Source organism: Microbacterium sp. 18062, assembly GCF_902706225.1.
Taxonomy (GTDB): domain Bacteria; phylum Actinomycetota; class Actinomycetes; order Actinomycetales; family Microbacteriaceae; genus Microbacterium.
Genome location: NZ_CACSKB010000035.1, coordinates 1 through 19,343 on the forward strand (window position 1 = coordinate 1; position 19,343 = coordinate 19,343).

Genomic DNA, 19,343 nt, shown 5'->3' on the forward strand with positions numbered 1-19,343 from the left:
CTACGAGATGCCTCTCGGATTGGGTGAATAGGACCTTAGACAAGCTCTATTCTTCCCGGTCAGAGAGGCATTTCTCTGTCACGACGCCCGCTCAACACCCAGGCTCATCGGTGGATCGAGGCTAAGCGGGCGCACGTCGGCGTAACCGTCCAGTTCGGTCACGATCGTGGTGTTCAGCACGCGGGTGGCACCGCGCTCGGGGGTCCAAGCCTCCCATTGCGGCTCGTGACCGCGAATGAGCCGGACGGCCGCGCCGTGGAGATCATCGGCGATCTGCTGAGGGGCTTGCGGCCCGACGAGGCGATAGACGGTGGGGGAACCGAGCACGTCGAAGAAGAACGGGAGGTCCAGGCAATGCAATGCGTCACCGAAAGCGGGGGACGTCCAGCCGACCCGTGCGAGCCAGGTCGCGGCGGTGCCGCGTGCTGTCGCCACGTCGAGTGCGAGGCGGCGGAACAGCGCGTCCGTCAGCAGCTGGCCGAGCAACCGGCGCGGCTTCAGACCTCGATGACGCGCGAGATAGGCGCGGGCGACCGAGCCGGGAATGCCCAGCATTCTCAACGCCGGGAACCGGGGGAGAAGATCGACAACGCGAGGCATCCCCCGCGCGGTCTCGGAGGTCAGCTCGTCATCCACCGTCGCAATCAGCAGCGGCTTGTCCGCTCCGACGCCGAGTGCCAACGAGTCGACCGTCGGACGCTCCAGCAGATCGCCGTCGATCATCGGGCCGGTCGGGAACGCGCCATCGAGCATCGCGCGAGTCATCGCCAGCCGCTCGCGGGCAGGGGTCGCGAAACCTGCGAACTGCTGCGACTGCAGTTCGAGAAGCCTCGCCTCGGACAGGGATGCGAGGCCCGCCCGATCCCCCGCGACGCCCGCACGTGCCGCAAGGCGCCGAGTGAACTCGTCCGCGCGAGCACGCGGCACGTCGGCCACCGCGCCCGAAAGGCTGATGGCGGCGCAGAACAGCGGCTGTGCCCGCTGCATCCCGAGGAGCGTGAGCACCGCACCGCCACCCGCGGACTGGCCCGCGATCGTCACGCGGGCAGGGTCTCCGCCGAACGCCGCGATGTTGTCGGAGACCCACTCGAGGGCCGCGAGCCAGTCGAGCACTCCCCGATTGTGCGGAGCACCATCGATGCAGCCGAAGCCGTCGACGCCGAGCCGGTAGTCGACGGTCACCACCACGACGCCGTCGCGGGTGAACGATTCGCCCTCGTACCACTCGTTCTTCGGCGACCCGCCGTAGAAGCCGCCGCCGTGAATCCATACCATCACCGGCAGACCCGACGGCGGCTCGTGCGCGAGCGCAGGCGTGAAAACGTTGAGATTGAGCGTCTCGTCACCGAGAACCACGGTCTCGGGCATGATGTGCCCGGGAATGGGCACGCGGTCTGTCGTGGGACCGTACTCGACCGCGTCGCGTACGCCGCCCCACGGCTCAGGCGGCACGGGCGCCGCGAACCGCAGCGGGCCGACAGGGGGCTGCGCGAACGGGATGCCGAGAAACACCGCGACGTCGTGCCGCCACATGCCGCGGACCCGCCCTGCGCGGGTCGTCGCCTCGGGTCTGGGCCCGTCCGCACGGTTCGGAGTGCTCATCGCACCGACCTGATCGGCCAGATCGCCGCAGCGGCGATGAGCACGATACCGATGCCTACAGCGAACAGCCCTATGTAGCCGCCGGTCGCCAGGACGAGTGCAGCGCCGAGCGCCGGAGCAACCGCCTGCGGAATCGCGTTGGCGAGGTTGAGCACACCGAGATCCTTCGCCGCCGCGCCGTCGGCGTCGGGCAGCACCTCTGTCATGAGCACGGTATCGCATACCTGATAGAGGCCGAAGCCGATGCCGAACAGCGCCGAGAGCACGACGATCGCCGCGAATGTCGGAGAGATCAGCGGCACCGCCAGCCCCACGGCCATGAACACGGAAGCGGCATAGATGAACGGCTTGCGGCACCGCAGACGATCGCTGAGAAAGCCGCCGACAAGGATGGCGGCGATCGCTCCCAGCACGGTCGCCGCGCTCAGCAGACCGAGACCCGCGTTGGCCTCGTCCAGTGTCATTCCCACGTAGTCCGTGAGCACGTAGAGGTTGAAGGTGAAGACGGAGTAGTAGCCGATCACGAAGAGGAACCGGCCCGCGAACGCCCAGGCGAAGTCCGGATGCCGGCGCGGATTCACCCAGAACGCCGCGAGAATCGAGCGCAGGCATAGGGGCGGCAGCTGGCGTGCGACGATCGTCCGGTCACGGTTGACGACGACGAAGAGCACGACCCCGACGAGCACGGCGAGCCCGAACGCGGTGTAGGCCAGCGGCAGGTCGCGAGCGAGTTGCCCCGCGATCACCACGGCGACCGCGGCGCCCACCATGAAGCCGAAGCCGATGGCGGCGGAGGCGACGCCGCGTCGTTCCGAGGGGATACGGTCGGGAAGCACCGCGGAGAACGGCGCGAGGATGGCGTTGAACGCGATCTGGACGCCCACCCAGCAGGCGGCGACCGCACCGATCGAATCGAGGTGCCCGACGAGGGCCAGCACCGCTGCCGCCGCGACCGCGCCGCCGAGCATCCATGGCGCGCGACGGCCGAGCCTGCCACGAGTGCGGTCGCTCAGGGTGCCGACGACGGGCTGCACCACGATGGCCAACGCGAACGAGATGCTCGTGACGAGGGCGAGGTTCGCGACCTTGTGCGGCTCGTCGAGGGCGGTCAGCTGGTTCGGCAGCAGCACGGCCGTCAGCGCGCTGAAGACGCCTTGGACGGTGAACTGGAGGATGCCGAGCCAGGGGATGAGTCGTCGCGGCGGGCGAGGAATCGCAGGCGCTGAGGAGGGCACGGGATCGAAGACGGCGGGATCGAGCATGCATCACATCCTTGGAACGGCTTGGGCTCGCCAACTCTAAGTGAATCTCTATTCGTTGTCGAGCGCCCAAGTAAAGTCAGGGACATGGACCTTGAGGTCGGCGTCTCAGACCCGCCGCCGCGCGGAACACGTCCGCGCGATCGCAAGGCGATGATCGTCCGCACAGCCGGGCGCCTGTTCGGACTCCACGGATACAGCGCCGTCGCGATGCGGGACATCGCCGAAGCATTGAACGTCCGCGCCTCCGCCCTCTACCGGCACGTCCCCGGCAAGGCGGCGCTCCTCCTGGCCGCCACCCGAGCGGGCCTCGATCCACTGCTCGATAGCGCGAGATCCGCGACTGCGCTCGACTCGCTTCTGGGCGAGTTGGCGGCGGTCGCGGTACGTGAACGCAACTCGGGCCTTCTGTGGGTGCGCGAGTACCGACACCTCGACGCGCCGAAGCGCTTGATCGTCGAGAACTCGATCGCCGAGCTCATCGATCTGATCGCCGCCGCGATCGCCCGCGAAAGCGCTCCCAGCGGAATCGAGCCCCACTCTCGGGCGCGCGCCATCGTCATGCTGCTCGCGAGCATCTCGTTCCACTACTTCGAACTGCCCGACGACAGGATGGAGGTGTTCGTCCGCGACTCCGCGCGGCGGATCGTGGACGCCTCAGTGCGAGGGACACGTCCCCCCGTCGTCGAGGTCGCGCCGCACGATCACGCCGGTCGACGCGCCGAACTGTTGACGCGAGCGGTTGAGCTCTTCGCAGACCGCGGCTACGCCGAAGTCTCGGTCGAGCAGATCGCGGGCGCGGCGGGCATCGTCGCGAGCAGCTTCTACAATCACTTCGCAAGCAAACGCGACGTACTCGGCGCAGCCTTCGCCGAAGGCGAGGTCCTGTTGCGGGCCGAGGTGGACCGGGCCGTCATCGGTGAACCGGACGACGTCACGACTCTTGACCGCCTGCTGGACGGGTACATCGGCCTGCTGCTCGCACGACCCGACCTGATCACGATCGTCGTCAACGACGCGTTCGAGCTCGATCAGAGCGACCGGCTCAACGCGTCCCGCATTCACGACGAGCTCGTCGACCGCTGGTCGCGCTACATCGAGACCGCAACCGGCAGCAGTGCGGTCGAGGCACGCATCCGTAGCGACGCAGCGTTTCTGCTGGTCTACGGGCTGATGCTGTGGCCGCCCAGGCCTTCTGCTCCGGACGTGGACGTCGTGCACACGCTCGCATCGACGGTCCTCCGTGCCGACAACGGCAACACGGGGACGTCTGGGGATGGGGTCGCCCACGGTGATCGCGTCAACTTCTCGGGGACTCTGCGGGGCCGTCCCGCCCCTCCTTCGCGGAATGACTGAGGGCTCCCGCTGCTGACCTCGTCGTTCGGATCGATCGAGTCGAGCCGGTTCAGATGTCGAGGATTCCGTCGCGTGCCGCACCGGCGTCGGGGAGGGCCTCGGTGCCGAGGTCCTCCATGAGGTGGATGGATGCATAGAGGGCCGGATTGACGCGTCCGGCGTCGTCGAATACGCGGAGTGTGCGACGAAGGCGTCCTTCGGGATAGTGAGGATGGGTGAACGACACTTCCACGCGTGTTCTCGGCCACTCGTCGACAGCCTCGACGAGCGGGTCACCGAGGCCACGCGAAAGCGGGAACGTCCGACCGTCCTGCCCGCGCCAGTAGTCCGTGAGATGGTCGAACTCGTGGACGACGGAGGCGACCGCCGCGTCCTTCTCGTCCGACGTGAGGCTGATCGGATCCCACCGGATCGCCGGGTCGGATGGAGGGTCGTCGGGAGGACGTGGCGTGACAGCCGCCATGGCACTCATCAGCTCGCGCTCATCGAAGGTCTCGGTCTCGAGGTCTGCCACGCGCATGACGCCAAGGAGCACGTCGGGGAGCCGTGCCGTGACGTAGCGGTAGGAGTAGGTCGCGCCGCCGAACCCGTCTCGACGGGCGGCGGGCGCCCCTCGGTAGAGAATCAGGCGCGATGACCCACTGTCGTCGAGGGCGACCGCGATCCTGCGATCGATTGCGTGTCTCCGCTCGATCCCGTCCGGACCGAGCACGGCGACGCGATGATCCGCCCGCCACGCGGCCTCCTCGTCGGGATCGGGAAAGCCTCCCGACGTGAGCCACAGGCCATGTCGCGTCACCCCCAACGTTTGCCCCTGGGGCACGGGGGCGAAGCGCGTCACCTCGCCGTCGACCGCCACGTGAACCGCCGCCGAGTGTCCGGCGGGCAGCGAAGGATCCTCCGATTCGAGGGGCCTGTAGAACACCCATGCTCCCGCATGCGCGCCCAGCACCGTGCTGGATGTGGCGCGCGACCCCACATCCAGATCCGGCCACGATGCGACGACGTCTGCCGCCCCGGGGCTGCGCACGATCGCCACCGGATCGTCCAGGCTCACGACGACGCGGGATGTTCCGACGCCGACCTCGGTCCATCCGTTTCGCTTGACGTCCACAGGAGCAGACTGCCAGAGCCCGGCTTCCAGGCCCCCGCCGATCCGTATCGCGCAGTGATCGCAAGCCACCCGGCTTCGCCGGCACAAGGCGGACCGCGGAGAGCTCGCGCCTGGGCGCGGTTGCTCATAACGTACGGTGAATACCTGATCAAAGGGTAGAAATACCGTGCCCCTGGAGGGACTCGAACCCCCAACCGTTTCCTTAGGACGGAACTGCTCTTCCATTGAGCTACAGAGGCTGGCTCCCCGAGTCTAGCCACCGGGCGCGGAGTCCAGCGACCCGGCGACGTCAGTGCGCGCGGGGGCGGCGCAGGGCGGCCACCGCGATCAGGGCGGCCAGTGCGCACATGCCGACGACGCACAGCGCCATCCCCGGCCATCCGGATGCGGCGAACACGATGCCGAGGCCCCAGCCGAAGACGCTCGACCCCCCCATAGTAGGCGAGGTAGTACAGCGACGAGGCCTGCGCGGGCGCTCCGGGTGCCGCGGACGCCGGCGTCCACCCCGAGGCGACGGCGTGCGCCCCGAAGAATCCCCCGGTGAACACGACGAGACCGATCAGGATCGCGACGAGTGCGGGAACCAGCATGAGCACGAGGCCCAGCATCATGATGCCGACCGACAGCAGCAGCGCGGGAAGCCGCCCGCGCCGCGCCGCGAACGCGCCGACCTGCGGCGACGAGAAGGTGCCGGCGAGGTATGCGAGGAAGAGCAGGCTCACGAGCCAGAGCGGCAGCGCGTAGGGCGGCGCGGCGAGCAGGAAGCCGAGATAGTTGTACACCGCGACGAAACCGCCCATGAGGAGGAATCCCTGGGCGTACAGCGCCCGCTGCGCGGGCAGGCGGAGATTGGCGAGGAGGCGTCGGCCGACGGCGCGGACCGGTTCGCGCCGCGGGACGAACCGGCGTGCCCGCGGCGCGAGGCGCAGGAACACGACGGCGCTCACCGCGCAGAGGGCGGCCGCGACGAAGAGCCCGGCGCGCCACATCCCGAACTCGGCGAACGGACCCGCGACGAGGCGTCCGGAGAGCCCGCCGATGGTCGTTCCGGCGATGTAGCTCGCCGCCGCGCGGGCCGTGTGCGCCGCATCGACCTCCTCGGTCAGGTAGGCGAGCGCGACCGAGGGAACGGCTCCGAGCGCCATCCCCTCGATCACCCGCACGATCAGGAAGGCCTCGATGCCGGGCAGCAGCGGAGCGGCGAGGCCTGCGGCCGTCGCGACGAGGATCCCGACGCTCATCGCCGGAAGCCGCCCGAACCGGTCGGCGGCGATCGACCACGGGATGACGGTCACGGCGATGCCGATCGTCGCGCCCGACACCGACAGCGCCGCCGTCGCCGGCGAGACGCCGAAGTCCGCCGCGAGGAACGGCAGCGCGGCCTGCGGCGAGTAGAGCTGCGCGAACGTGGCCACCCCGGCGAAGAACAGCCCGACGATCAGCCGACGATACGCGCGCTCCCCCGGCTTGTGCCCCGCGAATCCGCTCACCGGATCACGCTATGCCCCGAACGCCCCTCTCGACGTCAATGGAACAGACGTCGCCACAGGTTCGTGTCGGCGAGGTCGAGCAGCTCGTCGCCGCGCCCCGACAGCACCGTGCGCAGCGCCCACAGCGTGAAGCCCTTCGCCTGCGCGGTCGTCACGGCCGGCGGGATCGACAGCTCCTCCCGCGCCACCACGACGTCCAGGAGCACCGGCCCCGGCTCGGCCAGCGCGCGGCGCAGCGCTCCCTCGAGGTCCGCGGCCCGCTCCACGCGGATGCCGGTGATGCCGACCGCCTCGGCGACGGCCGCGAAGTTCGGGTTCTCGAGGCCGGTGCCGAAGTTGACGATGCCGGCGGCCTTCATCTCCACCTCGACGAAGCCGAGCGACGAGTTGTTGAACACGACGATGTTCACCGGCAGATCGTTCTGACCGATCGAGATGAGATCTCCCATGAGCATCGACAGCCCGCCGTCCCCGGCGAGCGCGATGACCTGACGGTCGCGGTCGACCGCCTGGGCGCCGAGCGCGTGCGGCAGGGCGTTGGCCATGGAGCCGTGGGTGAACGAGCCGATGAGGCGCCGCCGCTCGGTCATCCGCAGGTAGCGTGCCGCCCAGATGACGGGCGTGCCGACATCCGCGGTGAACACGGCGTCGTCCGCCGCGAGCTCGTCGAGCAGGCGGGCGACGTACTGCGGATGGATCGGCTCCTTGCCGTCGTCGTTCGCGAGCCCGTCGAGCTCACGGCGGGTCTTCGCGTAGTGGTCGACCGCGTCGCGCAGGTGATGCCCGTCGCGCTGCGTGCGCAGGAGCGGAAGAAGGGCGGATGCGGTCGCACCGACGTCGCCGACAAGACCGAGGTCGATCGGGGTTCGGCGGCCGAGCTGCTCGCCACGGATGTCGACCTGCAGGATCGTGGCCTTCTCCGGGTAGAACTGCCGGTAGGGGAAGTCCGACCCGAGGATCAGGAGCGCGTCGCTCTTCTCGATCGCACGATAGCCGGAGGCGAAGCCCAGCAGCCCCGTCATGCCGACGTCGTAGGGATTGTCGTACTCGATGTGCTCCTTGCCGCGGAACGCGTGCACGATCGGCGCCTGCAGACGTTCGGCGAGCGCCAGCACCTCGTCGTGGGAACCGGCGACGCCGGCCCCGGCGAGGATCGTCACCTTCTTCGCGTCGTCGAGGAGCGCCGCCGCACGGGAGAGCTCGGCCTCCGAGGGGACGACCACGGGCCGCGTCGCCCGGATCGGCGCGGTGGCGCGGCGGGCGGGGGCTTCCGCGAAGAACACGTCGCCGGGCACGACCACGACCGCCACTCCCCGCTTCTCGACGGCGGTGCGCATCGCGATCTCCAGGACCCACGGCAGCTGCGCCGGGTCGCCGACGAGCTCGCTGTAGACGCTGCACTCGCGGAACAGCTCCTGCGGGTGGGTCTCCTGGAAATAGCCGCTGCCGATCTCGGCCGAGGGGATGTGCGAGGCGATCGCGAGCACCGGAACACGGGAGCGCTGGGCATCGAACAGGCCGTTGATGAAGTGGAGGTTGCCGGGCCCGCAGCTGCCGGCGACGACCGCCAGCTCCCCGGTCGCCTCGGCCTCGCCGGCGGCGGCGAACGCAGCCGCCTCCTCGTGCCGCATGTGCAGCCACTCGATCCCGCCGTTCCGCCGGAGCGCGTCGGTGAACGCGTTCAACGAGTCGCCGGGGAGCCCCCACACCCGGGTGACGCCGGCGGCGCGGAGGGTGTGGACGAAGAGTTCTGCGACGTTCTCAGCCATGCCCCCCACGCTAGACGTGCACACCGCGCGACGGCGAGGAGTGGAGGATGAGATCGCTCGCGACCTCCGTCCGGGCTCCGGGCGAACGCCGGCGCCGACCGGTCCGATCCACGGACCGTGGACTGCACGCCCCCGCACGATCCCCGGAATTCCGGGGCTCTCGAGCGTCTCGATGCCACGTCGGCGCCCGTGGACCGCTCGCCGCGGAGGACCGCACTGGTGGGATCGGATCATCGACTCGACCAGGAGGTGGTCCCATGCTCGTTCCCATCGTCATCTGCATCCTCATCACCCTCGTGGCCATCGCCGCCACCGTCCGGGCGATCGTCACGGACGACCCGGGTCCGCGACGACGCATCGACGGATACGACTCCCGGAACCCCACGCTGTGACCCCGAGCGGACGTGTGAGTTCCCTCACAATCGACCGCTCGGGTTGAAACCGGCTCCGATTCTCGGAATCGTGGCCGGTCCGCAGTCACCGATCGAAGGGAGAGCTTCATGCTCACGCTCACCGACAACGCTGCCTCGGCGGTCAAGACGATCTCGTCGCAGATCCCGGCGGAAGGCGGCGGCCTGCGCATCCGCGACACCGGCCCGGACACCGGCTTCGAGCTCGCGCTCGCGCCGTCGCCCGAGCAGGGCGACGCCGTCGTCGAGACGGACGGCGCCCTCGTCTTCGTGGATCCGGCCGCCAGCGACGCCCTCGACGACCGCATCCTCGACGCGGAAGTGGGAGACGACGGCTCGGTGCGCTTCGCACTCGGCGTGCGCGGCTGACATACCCGCGCGAAGGGCCCGGAGACCGGTTCTCCGGGCCCTTCGCCATGCCCGACCGGGTCGTCCTCCGAGCTGTCTCGAAGCTTCGTTCCTCGCTCAGAGACCGGAGAGGGGTCAACGGAAGTCGCGGGAACGGTGCCGCACCCCCACTCGCAGGTCCTCGAACCCATCGGCAACGATGTTGGTCACCCCCTCGACGGAGCGTTCCAGCATCCCACGCACGATCAGCGCCGGAGTGTCACGCACGAGTCGCCGATGCCGGTTCCACACCCCGACCGAGCAGATCACGTTGACCAGGCCGTGTTCGTCCTCAAGGTTGAGGAACGTGATCCCGGATGCGGTCGCCGGCCGCTGCCGGTGGGTCACGAGCCCCGCGACCTGCACCCGACGCTCCGTCTCGTGCTCGCGCAGCTCCCGCGAGGTCAGCACGCCTCGGGCGGTCAGCGCCGACCGGTAGTGCGTCATCGGATGGTCGTCGGTCGAGATCCCGGTCGCCCACAGATCGGCAGCCAGCACCTCATAGCTGGAGGGGTCGGGGAACAACGGCGGCTGCACGGCGATGAACGACCCGGGCAGGAAGACGGCGCGATCCTCGGCCGCGGAGCCCGCCAGCCAGATCGCCTCGCGGCGGCTGAGGCCGAAGCATCCGAATGCTCCCGCCGTCGCGAGGGCTTCGAGCTGCGCGACGGTCAGATCCGTGCGCCGCACGAGATCGTGCATGTCGCGGAACGCCCCCTCCTTCTCCCGCGCCGCCACGATGCGAGCGGCGACGTCCGCGCCGATGCCCGTGACGCCGGCGAGCCCGAGACGCACCGTGAACGCCCCGTCGCGCCGGTGGGCCTCCGACTCGTCGGGGGCCTCCGGGTTGAAGTCTCCGACGGGCGGCTGCTCCGCCCGGCAGGCGTCCCGGCCGGTCGGCCCCGTGGTGTCGGCGAGCGCCTCGAGCGTCGCCTCGGCGCCGGAGAGCTGCAGATCGGGGCGCCGCACCTCCACACCGTGTCTGCGGGCGTCGGCCACGAGCGTCGCCGGGGAGTAGAACCCCATCGGCTGCGCCCGCAGGAGCCCGGCGAGGAACGCCGCAGGGTAGTGCAGCTTGATCCACGAGCTCGCGTACACCAGCAGGGCGAACGAGAGCGAGTGGGACTCCGCGAACCCGAAGTTCGCGAACGCCTGGATCTTCCGGTAGATCGCGTCGGCGTCCTCGTCCACCAGGCCGTGTCGGGCCATGCCGGCGTAGAGCTTCTCCCTCAGGGAGTCGATGCGTTCCTGGCCGCGCTTGGAGCCCATCGCCCGGCGCATGAGATCCGCATCCTCGCCGGAGAGATCGCCCACCACCATCGCCATCTGCATGAGCTGCTCCTGGAAGACCGGGATCCCCTTCGTGCGTTCGAGCACCGGCTTCAGGTCGGGATGCGGATAGGTCGTCTCCTCCAGGCCGAGCTTGCGCCGGACGAACGGATGCACCGCGCCGCCCTGGATGGGCCCCGGCCGCACGAGCGCGATCTCGATCACCAGATCGTAGAACCGCCGGGGCTGCAGGCGCGGCAGCAGCCCCATCTGCGCCCGGGACTCGACCTGGAAGACGCCGATCGAGTCGGCCCGGCAGAGCATGTCGTAGACGGCCGCCTCGTCCTTCGGCAGGGATCGCAGCTGCCACTCCTCCCCGGTCGAGGCGCGGATGAGATCGAAGCAGTACTGCAGCGCCGACAGCATCCCGAGACCGAGCAGATCGAACTTGACCAGCCCCATCCACGCGGCGTCGTCCTTGTCCCACTGGATGACCGTGCGCCCGGGCATCCGGGCGTGCTCGATCGGAACCACCTCGCCGACCGGACGTTCGGTGAGCACCATCCCCCCGGAATGGATGCCGAGGTGCCGGGGCGCCTTCATCAACTCGCTCGCATAGGCGATCACCTGGTCGGGGATGTCGTGGTCGAACGCGCTGCCCGGAGCCTCCGGTCGCAGGGGCCCGCGCTCGACCTGCTTCGACCAGGCGTCCTGCTGGCCGGGTGAGTACCCGAGCGCCCGGGCCATGTCGCGCACCGCGTTCTTCGGCCGGTACTGGATGACGTTCGCCACCTGCGCCGCGCGCTCGCGACCGTACTCCCCGTACACCCACTGGATGATCTCCTCGCGACGGTCGGAGTCGAAGTCGACGTCGATGTCGGGCTCCTCGTCGCGCAGGCTCGACAGGAACCGCTCGAACGGCAGGTCGTAGTGGATGGCGTCGATCGCCGTGATCCCGAGGAGGTAGCAGACCGCGCTGTTGGCCGCCGATCCCCGCCCCTGGCACAGGATGCCGCGGTCCTTCGCCTCCTGCACGATGCCGTGCACGATCAGGAAGTACCCGGGGAAGTCCTTCCTCTCGATGACGTCGAGCTCGCGTTCGATGCGCTCCCTGCTCTTGTCGGTCAGCCGCGGATAGAGCACGGGAACCGCATCCCAGACCAGCTTCCGCAGCCACGACATCGGCGTGTGCCCGTCGGGGACGGGCAGCTTCGGCAGGGCGGGCGAGGCCTTGCGGAGCGGGAAGGCGAGCTCGTCGGCGAGGGTCACGGTGCGCGCCACCGCCCCGGGGTACCGCGCGAACCGGGCCGCCATCTCGGCTCCGGAGCGCAGGAACGCAGCGCCGTGCGCGGGAAGCCACCCGTCGAGCTCGTCCATGCTGCGGTTCGCCCGCACGGCGGCGACCGCCGCCGCCAGCAGCCGTCGTTCGGGGACCGCGTAGTGAACGTTGCCGGTGGCGAGGAGAGCGAGCCCCCGCTCGGCGGCGAGACCGGCGAGGATGTCGTTGGTCTGCGTGTCGCGCGGGTCGCCGTGGTCGATGAGCTCGACGTGCACCGCGTCTCGCCCGAAGAGGTCGACGAGCAGGTCGAGCTCCGCCGCCGCGCCCACGGCCCCGCCCTCGGCGAGCGCCTGACGCACACCCCCTTTGCGGCACCCCGTGAGCACCGCCCAGTGCGGGTCGGCGGCCCCGCCCGCCTGCTCGGCGAGCTCGGCGAGGTCGTAGATCGGTCGCCCCTTCTCCGCGCCGCGCAGTTGGGCGCGGGTCAGCGCCCCGGCGAGGCGGTGGTACCCCTCCTGCTGCCGGGCCAGCACGACGAGGTGACGCCCGACCGGGTCGGGCCGCCCCTTCTGCGGCGAGGGCAGCTCGAGCGACAGCTCGGCGCCGAAGACGGTCTGCACCCGGCGCTGCTCGGCGGCCTCCGCGAACCGGACGATGCCGTAGAAGCCGTCGTGATCGGTGACCGCCAGCGCGTGCAGTCCGAGCCGCTCGGCCTCCTCGACGAGCTCTTCGGGCGAGGAGGCGCCGTCCAGGAACGAGTACGAGGAATGGGCGTGCAGCTCGGCGTAGGGAACGACCTGCTCCGGCCGCTCGATCGGCGGGGGCACGTAGGGTCCGCGCTTGCGCGACCAGGCCGGGCTGTCGCCTCCGTCCGCGCCCGCGGGCACGGTGCCCGGTCGTCGCACGTCACTCAGCGCCCGTTCGAGCTCCGACCACGGCACGGCGGGGTTGTGCCAGCCCATCAGCCACCTCCTCCCAGGTCTCGACCCGCATCGAGCCGTCCGGCCTCGAGCAGTCCGGCCTCGGCTTCCGTGCCCCTGCGTGCCCATCCGGGGGATGGAGAAAGCTCGGTCGCCGAGCGAGCGCAGCGAGACGGGGCGCGACAGGTGACCCCTTCGTCTCGTCGCTGCGCTCCTCGCTCAGGGACCGGCGAGTCGATGACTCTCACGTCGGGCCGCTCGATCGCGTGCTCAGTCGTACTTCGCCTCGGCATACCACCCGCCTTCCTCGTGAACGAGCAGCCAGGCGTCCTGGGCGGCGTCGATGACCTGGAACCGGTGCGCGATGCGACGCCGCGCGGCATCCCATTCCCGTTCGAGGACCGGCCACGGCCCTGCCCACGACACGACGGCGCGCCGCGATCCCTCCACCGTCACCTCCGCGAGCGGCGCCGAGAGCACCCCGCGCCCGTCGACCGACACGCGCTCTCCGCGGGCGTCGCGCACCTCGGCCGGCGGCGGATGCGGGTAGACGGTCGTCGGCAGCGGGGCGGGGAGCGACCCCGGCCACGGTCGCGAGGGGTCGCGCGCGGTGAGCGTGCGGTCGCCCCAGGGCACGAGCACCTGTCGCTCCTCGAGCCAGCGGCCACCGCCCACGACCGGGGTCACGACGCCCCGGTGTCCGAGCATGGCCTGCACGCGTGAGAGGGCGTGGTGCACCTTCTCGCGCTCGCCCGCGCCGAACAGACCCGTGATGTGGTGGGCAGCGGCGTCCACGGCCTCCGGGAAGAGACGGACCCGGGTCACGCCGCTGCGAAGGTCCTGTTCCTCAGCGAGCTGCCAGCGCACCCGGTCGACGACGGCGGAGGCATCGAAGGTCCCCGGATGCAGCCACACCCGGTCGCTGCGCTCGCCCCGGTCGCCGCTCAGCTCGACCCGCAGCTCCGTGCAGACGAGGCGGGCGACGTCGAGGCGGGCGATGAACTCCTCGGCGGCCACACGCATCCCGAACGCGACCTGCTCGGCGATCTCGGCTGGCGGGTCGAAGGCGACCTCGCGATGCAGCTCCGGTGGGGGGATGCGCGGCTCGACGGCTCGCGAGTCCGCACCGGCGGCGAGAGACTGCAGGTGCACGCCGCGCTCCCCCAGCCGCTCGCGCACGCGGTCGACCTCGAGCGCGGCGAACGCGCCGAGGGTGTGCGCCCCCAGCCGGGCGAGGAGATGCGCGAGGTCGGCTCCGGCCGAGCCGCCGGCGGCGTCGATCAGCGCGACGATGGGCAGCGGCGCCAGGAAGTCCGCCGCTTCTCCCGCCGGGACGATGCGAACGGGATCGTCCCGGCGGGTCGCCGCACGGGCGGCCTGCTCGGCGGTGAAGGGACCGTCGGCGATCCCCACCCGCGCGTCGGCGATGCCCTGGGTCACGAGCGCCGCCCGCAGCGTCTGGGCGGCCGCGGACTCCCCGCCGTAGTAACGGGCGGGTCCGCGGGCCTTCAGCGTGCAGAGTCCCGGACGGATCACCTGCACGTGCGGGGCCAGCTGCTCTACCGCCGCGACGATCGGCGCGAAGATCCGATGGTCGCGAGCGGTGTCCGCCGTCACGATCTCGAGCCGGGGGCAGCGCGCCTGTGCGTCACGGCGGCGCTGTCCGCGACGCACGCCCTCGGCACGGGCCGCCGCGGAGCACGCGACGACGAGGTTCTTCTCGATCACCGCGAGCGCGTGCTCCGGGCCTTCTGCCGCTCCCGCCGAGACGGCGCCGAGGAGGTCATCAGAGCGATGGGATCGGTCTCCACCGGCGCGACATGGTGCGCGGTCGTCGGTCCCCGCGTCGTCGGCGCCGCGGTGGTTGCCGGATGCACTCTCGACCCGCGACGACTCGCCGCCGGACGCCGGAGCCCCCGGCACGGCACGATCACGATGCACGGCCACGACCGGCCAGTCGGGGATCCAGAGGACAAGGCTCCGCACCTGCTCGGGCATGTCAGCCGACCGCCCGCATCGGCACAGCGGCCGCGGCGGGCACCGTGAGCGGCGCGAGCGCCCCCTCCTGGTCGGGCAGCAGCATCCGCGCGTGCCGCGGCACGGGCGAACGCCGGGACTGCACCGTGACCGTGACCGCTCGCGACGACAGGTGGCCGTGCCCCTCGCCCAGCCCCGTCCACTCCGGCTCGCCGAGCTGCAGCGATGCCTCGGTCTGTGGCCAGACCCCCTGCACGAGCAGCGTCGCGCCGCGATCGCGCAGCCGTGCCATGAACCGCGATGCCTCTGCCTCGGCGACCCGCCCGGTGGGACGCACGGCGACCACCGGCATGACCTCGGCGAGCGTGGCGACCACGCCCAGCCAGCGCGACCCCGGATCGGGGACCAGCACGAGACGCTCGAGCACCACTCCGAGCGCCGCTGCCGCCTCGGCCCCGAGCTCCGGCATGCCGACCGCCGCGCACCACGCCCCCTCCCGCGAAGGCCGGGCCATCAGCGAGAGCAGGAGCGACGAGGAAGGGCCGATCGAGTATGCCGCACCGGAACGCAGACCTCCGCCGGGGAGAAGCTCGGCGAGCGAAGGATGTGTCGGCAGCACGGCCGGGTCCATGCGCGGCCTCTGCACCCGATCGAGCTGCGCGCGCAGGCGGCGGACCTCGCCGACAGCGTCTTCTCGCACGATCACCTTCACTCCGACAGGCTAGAACGTATGTTCTAGTTTCTCAATGTCGTATTCGAAGATAAGATCGACCACCGACATCGCCTCCGGAGGGATGTCGCCGGCTTGCGCCACGGAAGACCGGCAAAGCGTCAGGCGGCGCGTCACCGCGCACGAAGACCCGGTCTCCGGCCTTTCGCCTCCTCCCGGGTCGTGCCCATCACATCACGCCGCGCCGACACCGCCGGAGCGCAAGGCTGCCGTTCGGCGTCGACCGAACGCCATCCGCCCGGGCACCACCCCCAGCACGACGCCGACCACCACGAGGAGGAGTCCCCCGATCTGTGCGGGCCCGAACACCTCTCCGCCGATCCACACACCGAGCACCGCGCCGGTCACCGGGTTGAGCAGGCCGATGATCCCCACCACGGCCGGCTGGAGCCTCGCCAGGCCGGTGAACCACGCCGCGTAGGCGATCGCGGTGCCGACGACGATCACGAACGCGAATCCGGCGACGGCGGGCGGATCGAGCACCGGCGCAGCACCCTCGACGATCACCGCGACCGGAAGGAGCACGAGAGAGCCGGCCAGCAGCTGCCACGAGGTCATCGCGAGCGGGGGCACCTCTGCGCCCCATCGCGCTGTGAGCACGAAGCCGAGCGACGACGCGATCATGGCGCCGATCGACGCCGCGACGCCCCATCCGTCGACCTCGCCCGCACCGACCCCCAGCATGAGCGCCACCCCGCCGATGCCGATGAGAGCCCCGAGTGCCGCGCGCAGCCGAGGACGCTGCCGCAGCAGCAGCCAGGCGAAGAGCATCATGACCGCCGCGGACGACGACATGAGCGCCGCCGCGAGACTCGAGGGGAGACGCTGCCCGACGATGTAGATCAGCACGCAGAAGCCGCCGACGTTGAGCACACCGAGCAGGGCGGAGCGCCACCACCAGGCGCCGCGCGGCAGCTTCCGGGCGACCAGGAGGACGAGCAGCCCCGCGGGCAGGCAACGGATGACGCTCCCCCACAGGGGCGCCTCGGCCGGCAGCAGGTGACGCGTGACGACATAGGTCGCACCCCACGCGATCGGGGCCATCGCGGTCACGAGCACCCATCGGAGCCATTTATCTTCCACGGAAGACACTTTATCTTCTACGGAAGGTAAAGTCGAGGGATGACAGGCACCGACCGGGTGGCGCGGATCCAGGCCGAATGGCGCGCCGCCCGCCCCGACCTCGACCCCTCTCCCCAGGGGGTCATCGGGCGCCTGCACCGGATCGCGCAGGCGCTGACCGCCGAACTGACCAGGGTCTACGCGGATTTCGACCTCAGCGAGCCCGAGTTCGACCTGCTCGCCACTCTGCGACGCGCGGGCGCCCCCTACGCCCGGACGGCGGGAGAACTGGCCGCGCACACGATGGTGACGACCGGAGGGCTCACCAAACGCGTCGACCGTCTGATCGAGCGCGGACTGGTCGAGCGTGGTGGCGAAGCGAGTGATGCCCGGCGTCGCGTCATCCGGCTCACCGACGCCGGCCGTGAGCTGATCGATCGGGCCGTGACCGCCCACCTCGCGAACGAGCGCCGCCTGCTCGACCAACTCGGAACATCGGATACCGCCGCCCTCGAGCCCATCCTCACGCGCTGGCTCGGCATCCTCGACCGGGGCTGATCCCGGCGCTCATCCGAACGCGGACGGATGCTGCGGATCCAGGTGGTCGCGATCAGGATGATGCTCGGGGCGCTCCGCCCCCTCTTCTTACTCGACGTCAGTTCGCGAGCGTGTCGATGATGGGGCAGGTCGCTTCCGGGTCGAGGCACTGGGCGTCGAGAAGCCCCGCGATGGCGTCGCGCGTGCGAGCGAGATCCGCGATTCGACCATCGATCTCGGCGATCTTGTCGCGTGCCTGTTGTGCGACGTCTCCGGCGACGATCCCCGATGCACGGACGTCCTCCGAGAGCCGGGTGAGGGTCGAGAGCTCTCGCAGAGTGAAGCCGAGCTCCTGACCCCGTCGCAGATACCGGACAGTACGGACGTCATCCGCCGAGTAGACGCGATAGCCGTTGAGCCCGCGCTCGGGGACGGGGAGGATGTCGTTGCGTTCGTAGAAGCGGACCGTCGAGACCGGCACCCCTGCCCGCTGTGCCAGTTCGGAGATGCGCATGCCTTCGACCCTAGTGTCGTGTGTCAGAGGTTCTCGGGCCTCCGGTCGCGGGCCTCGGGACTGGTGCGAAGCCTCCGCCCATGCGGCCGAGGCGATCGCCTGCACGATCGCCCAACCGACCTCCAGCGCGAGCATGACCCCCAGGATCGGCGATGCTCCGTGAGCGAGGGCGGCGGCCATCCCGAGCGAGAACAGCACTCGGGCGACGATGTCGGCAACCCCGGCCGTATACGACGGCCGCAGGAGCCGGAAGAGAGACCAGACGGAGACGATGCTGCCCATCAGATTCGCGAAGAGGATGGTGAACACGTCCGGGGAGGGCGCTGAGCCAGGCAGATCGAGCCACGCGTGCAGGGCGCCCAGCGCCGCGAACAGCGTCGGAGCCGTGAACGGCAGTGCGAACCCACCGGTGACGACGAGGTCGTAGACGGCCGAGGCGCGGATCGTCCGACGGGTGCGTGCGCTGAACGGGCGGTCGAGAGCTGATGGGGTCATGAACCGATCGTCGACCGTGAACCATGGTTCACGGTCAAGTCGCCTGCCCAGCCACACGCCCCGCTCCTCAAGCACGAACGCGCAGCGCGACCGGGTGCCACCCGAGCAGTTCCGCCCGGCACCTCCGCCTCGCTGAACCCTTGCGGGGCGCTCCGCGGGAGAGAGGAAAGTCCGGTCGCTGAGCGAGATCCGCGAGATGAACCGTTCCGGATCCACCCACTCAGAATCGTACCTATCTTCGAACTTGCCTACATGCTACGAGAGGCCTCCGACATCGAACCCACCCCAGCCCGGTCCCCGACACAACGGCGGAGATCGCACCCCGACACGCCGACATCGCCACCCCACGCACGGCGTGGCGCACGCCATATCCGCCGTTGTGCACAGCCATGCGAGCAAAGCGAAAGCCCTCGCGCTCCGTCTCGCTGCGCTCGCCCAACGACCAGACTCTCGCCACCCCCACAGCGCCCGGACCCGGCGCTGAGAAGCCGCCCCGAACGACGCCGCTCCCGACCGGCACACCTCAGCCCATGGGCATCGCCCGACCGCGCGAATATCGCCGCTCAGGCGGCGAGGGCGAGGTACGGCTCCCATCGCGGGTCGGCGCGCTCGGTTCCGCGCACGGTCCACTGGGTGCCGCGTGGAACGCCGGGGACGAGCCGCAACGACCAGGACATCTCCTGCGGCGTGCGGTCACCCTTCACGTTGTTGCAGCGCAGGCAGCAGGCGACGAGGTTCTCCCACGTGTCCTTGCCGCCCCGGGACCGCGGCTGGACGTGATCGATCGTGGAGGCAGCCTTGCCGCAGTACGCGCAGCGGTGGCCGTCCCTGCGCAGCACCCCACGACGGGTGACCGGGACGCTGCGTGCGCCCGGGATCCGCACATAACGCGTCAGGATGATCACGGCGGGGCGCTCATACACCGCGCTCGCGCTCCAGATCGGATCTCCGTCGACCTGCTCGACGACGGTGGCCTTCTCGTTCATGACGAGCACGAGGGCTCGCTTGAAAGAGACCACGGCAAGCGGCTCGTAGCCCGCATTCAGCACCAGTGTGCGCATTTCCTGTCCTTCGAATAGGCCGGGACGGCTTCGCGGATATTCGATTCGAGCGCTCGGAAAGGGACGCAGGGTATGAAGAAGGCGCTGCCCTATGGACAGCGCCGTGAACGCA

Annotated in this window: 15 protein-coding genes, 1 tRNA gene and 1 pseudogene; 4 read left to right on the plus strand and 13 right to left on the minus strand. The window is 70.3% G+C overall.

The genetic code is table 11. From position 1 onward, the window contains the following. Positions 1-78: 78 nt before the first annotated feature. Positions 79-1,602, minus strand: coding sequence for a carboxylesterase/lipase family protein (locus GVL03_RS13010; RefSeq protein WP_159501436.1), 1,524 nt, complete (start codon positions 1,600-1,602; stop codon positions 79-81). Next, the gene (locus tag GVL03_RS13015) at positions 1,599-2,864 is read right to left on the minus strand and encodes an MFS transporter (RefSeq protein ID WP_159501437.1); all 1,266 of its coding nucleotides are present in this window, start codon (positions 2,862-2,864) and stop codon (positions 1,599-1,601) included. Before GVL03_RS13015 ends, GVL03_RS13010 begins: the two co-directional genes overlap by 4 nt. A gap of 84 nt (positions 2,865-2,948) precedes the next feature. Here GVL03_RS13015 and GVL03_RS13020 point away from each other — a divergent pair, with 84 nt between their 5' ends. Further along, positions 2,949-4,217 carry a TetR/AcrR family transcriptional regulator gene (locus GVL03_RS13020; protein WP_159501438.1) on the plus strand — a complete coding sequence of 423 codons (1,269 nt, stop codon included), beginning with the start codon at positions 2,949-2,951 and terminating at the stop codon, positions 4,215-4,217. Between the two features lie 49 nt (positions 4,218-4,266). On the opposite strand, the gene GVL03_RS13025 is transcribed toward GVL03_RS13020, so the two are convergent. The 5 genes and pseudogenes from GVL03_RS13025 to poxB all read right to left on the minus strand — a co-directional run bounded on the left by GVL03_RS13025 (position 4,267) and on the right by poxB (position 8,590). Beyond that, positions 4,267-5,331, minus strand: a complete 1,065-nt coding sequence (locus GVL03_RS13025) for a hypothetical protein (RefSeq protein WP_159501439.1) — start codon at positions 5,329-5,331, stop codon at positions 4,267-4,269. 167 nt (positions 5,332-5,498) lie between these two features. Next, positions 5,499-5,570 (minus strand) — tRNA-Arg (locus tag GVL03_RS13030). Between the two features lie 50 nt (positions 5,571-5,620). Then, positions 5,621-5,767, minus strand: a complete 147-nt coding sequence (locus GVL03_RS22640; protein WP_306770337.1) for a hypothetical protein — start codon at positions 5,765-5,767, stop codon at positions 5,621-5,623. Between the two features lie 52 nt (positions 5,768-5,819). Then, positions 5,820-6,821, minus strand: a pseudogene (locus tag GVL03_RS13035) (MFS transporter); the annotation flags it as partial. Between the two features lie 35 nt (positions 6,822-6,856). Further along, complete coding sequence (gene poxB, locus GVL03_RS13040) at positions 6,857-8,590, minus strand: ubiquinone-dependent pyruvate dehydrogenase (RefSeq protein ID WP_159501440.1); 1,734 nt, start codon at positions 8,588-8,590, stop codon at positions 6,857-6,859. A gap of 257 nt (positions 8,591-8,847) precedes the next feature. Here poxB and GVL03_RS22645 point away from each other — a divergent pair, with 257 nt between their 5' ends. Next, entirely contained in the window at positions 8,848-8,982 is a 135-nt protein-coding gene (locus GVL03_RS22645; protein ID WP_306770338.1) for a hypothetical protein, read from the plus strand. A 108-nt stretch (positions 8,983-9,090) separates the two neighbouring features. After that, on the plus strand, positions 9,091-9,369 hold the full coding sequence (locus GVL03_RS13045; protein ID WP_159501441.1) for a Fe-S cluster assembly protein HesB: 279 nt from the start codon (positions 9,091-9,093) through the stop codon (positions 9,367-9,369). Positions 9,370-9,483: 114 nt separating this feature from the next. Here the strand turns inward: GVL03_RS13045 and GVL03_RS13050 are convergent, their stop codons facing one another. The 4 genes from GVL03_RS13050 to GVL03_RS13065 all read right to left on the minus strand — a co-directional run bounded on the left by GVL03_RS13050 (position 9,484) and on the right by GVL03_RS13065 (position 16,645). Further along, positions 9,484-12,897 carry an error-prone DNA polymerase gene (locus GVL03_RS13050; RefSeq protein ID WP_159501442.1) on the minus strand — a complete coding sequence of 1,138 codons (3,414 nt, stop codon included), beginning with the start codon at positions 12,895-12,897 and terminating at the stop codon, positions 9,484-9,486. A 228-nt stretch (positions 12,898-13,125) separates the two neighbouring features. Next, positions 13,126-14,853, minus strand: coding sequence for a DNA polymerase Y family protein (locus tag GVL03_RS13055; protein WP_159501443.1), 1,728 nt, complete (start codon positions 14,851-14,853; stop codon positions 13,126-13,128). Position 14,854: 1 nt separating this feature from the next. Next, a complete protein-coding gene (locus GVL03_RS13060; RefSeq protein ID WP_235038157.1) occupies positions 14,855-15,544 on the minus strand; it encodes a hypothetical protein in 690 nt (229 codons plus the stop codon). A 192-nt stretch (positions 15,545-15,736) separates the two neighbouring features. Beyond that, positions 15,737-16,645, minus strand: coding sequence for an EamA family transporter (locus GVL03_RS13065; RefSeq protein ID WP_235038158.1), 909 nt, complete (start codon positions 16,643-16,645; stop codon positions 15,737-15,739). Between the two features lie 39 nt (positions 16,646-16,684). On the opposite strand from GVL03_RS13065, the gene GVL03_RS13070 reads away from it, so the two are divergent. After that, positions 16,685-17,182 (plus strand): MarR family winged helix-turn-helix transcriptional regulator, encoded by a 498-nt coding sequence (locus GVL03_RS13070; protein ID WP_159501444.1) that lies wholly within the window; start codon positions 16,685-16,687, stop codon positions 17,180-17,182. A 97-nt stretch (positions 17,183-17,279) separates the two neighbouring features. Here GVL03_RS13070 and GVL03_RS22335 read toward each other — a convergent pair whose 3' ends face one another. After that, entirely contained in the window at positions 17,280-18,170 is an 891-nt protein-coding gene (locus tag GVL03_RS22335) for a heavy metal-responsive transcriptional regulator (protein ID WP_235038159.1), read from the minus strand. A gap of 563 nt (positions 18,171-18,733) precedes the next feature. Further along, positions 18,734-19,231: an HNH endonuclease gene (locus tag GVL03_RS13085; RefSeq protein ID WP_159501445.1), complete on the minus strand. Its 498-nt coding sequence runs from the start codon at positions 19,229-19,231 to the stop codon at positions 18,734-18,736. Positions 19,232-19,343 lie beyond the last annotated feature (112 nt).

Bases quoted from the DNA above. Each gene is read 5' to 3' on its own strand.
- GVL03_RS13050 (WP_159501442.1), bottom strand. From the start codon at position 12,897: ATGGGCTGGCACAACCCCGCCGTGCCGTGGTCGGAGCTCGAACGGGCG.
- GVL03_RS13070 (WP_159501444.1), top strand. From the start codon at position 16,685: ATGACAGGCACCGACCGGGTGGCGCGGATCCAGGCCGAATGGCGCGCC.
- poxB (WP_159501440.1), bottom strand. From the start codon at position 8,590: ATGGCTGAGAACGTCGCAGAACTCTTCGTCCACACCCTCCGCGCCGCC.
- GVL03_RS22335 (WP_235038159.1), bottom strand. From the start codon at position 18,170: ATGACCCCATCAGCTCTCGACCGCCCGTTCAGCGCACGCACCCGTCGG.
- GVL03_RS22640 (WP_306770337.1), bottom strand. From the start codon at position 5,767: ATGGGGGGGTCGAGCGTCTTCGGCTGGGGCCTCGGCATCGTGTTCGCC.
- GVL03_RS13015 (WP_159501437.1), bottom strand. From the start codon at position 2,864: ATGCTCGATCCCGCCGTCTTCGATCCCGTGCCCTCCTCAGCGCCTGCG.
- GVL03_RS13085 (WP_159501445.1), bottom strand. From the start codon at position 19,231: ATGCGCACACTGGTGCTGAATGCGGGCTACGAGCCGCTTGCCGTGGTC.
- GVL03_RS13020 (WP_159501438.1), top strand. From the start codon at position 2,949: ATGGACCTTGAGGTCGGCGTCTCAGACCCGCCGCCGCGCGGAACACGT.
- GVL03_RS13010 (WP_159501436.1), bottom strand. From the start codon at position 1,602: ATGAGCACTCCGAACCGTGCGGACGGGCCCAGACCCGAGGCGACGACC.
- GVL03_RS13055 (WP_159501443.1), bottom strand. From the start codon at position 14,853: ATGCCCGAGCAGGTGCGGAGCCTTGTCCTCTGGATCCCCGACTGGCCG.
- GVL03_RS22645 (WP_306770338.1), top strand. From the start codon at position 8,848: ATGCTCGTTCCCATCGTCATCTGCATCCTCATCACCCTCGTGGCCATC.
- GVL03_RS13045 (WP_159501441.1), top strand. From the start codon at position 9,091: ATGCTCACGCTCACCGACAACGCTGCCTCGGCGGTCAAGACGATCTCG.